This is a genomic window from Streptomyces sp. 5-10, assembly GCF_014712245.1.
Lineage (GTDB): Bacteria > Actinomycetota > Actinomycetes > Streptomycetales > Streptomycetaceae > Streptomyces > Streptomyces violaceusniger.
Genome location: NZ_JACVYG010000247.1, coordinates 1 through 391, shown reverse-complemented (window position 1 = coordinate 391; position 391 = coordinate 1). Strand labels below are relative to the sequence as shown.

Sequence of the window (391 nt, the reverse complement as noted above, 5' to 3'; positions counted from 1 at the left end):
GTAGGGCGCCGGGGCGTGGCGCCCCGGCCCTGAGCGGCTGTCACTCCTCCAGGTCCGCCCACTCGGCTTCGAGATCGCTCTCAAGGTTGTCGATGTCGTGTTGGGTGAGGGTGAGGAGGGGGAGGTCGGAGGGGGTGTGGCCGCCGGTGTGGTGTTGGGTGTGGGTGGTGAGGGCTTTGAGTGCGGTGTGCCAGTGGTGGGCGAGTTGGGTGATGTGGTGGGTGGTGTGGTGGTGGGGGTTGTAGGTGAAGGTGGTGGTGAGTTGGGGTCCGTGGGGGGTGTCTTGGGTGTGGGCGTTGATTTCGAGGGGGGTGTGGTGGAGTTGGTGGGGGTCGGTGTTGCCGTTGAGGGGGGTGGTTTCGGGTGCGTGGGGCCAGGGTTGGGTGGTGGT

The 391-nt window shown here is 67.0% G+C and carries 1 protein-coding gene; it reads right to left on the bottom strand.

Going from position 1 to position 391, the window contains the following annotated elements; genetic code table 11:
• Positions 1–40: 40 nt before the first annotated feature.
• A partial coding sequence (locus IEJ02_RS48045; RefSeq protein ID WP_191070540.1) for a hypothetical protein occupies positions 41–391 on the bottom strand: 351 nt, incomplete at its 5' end.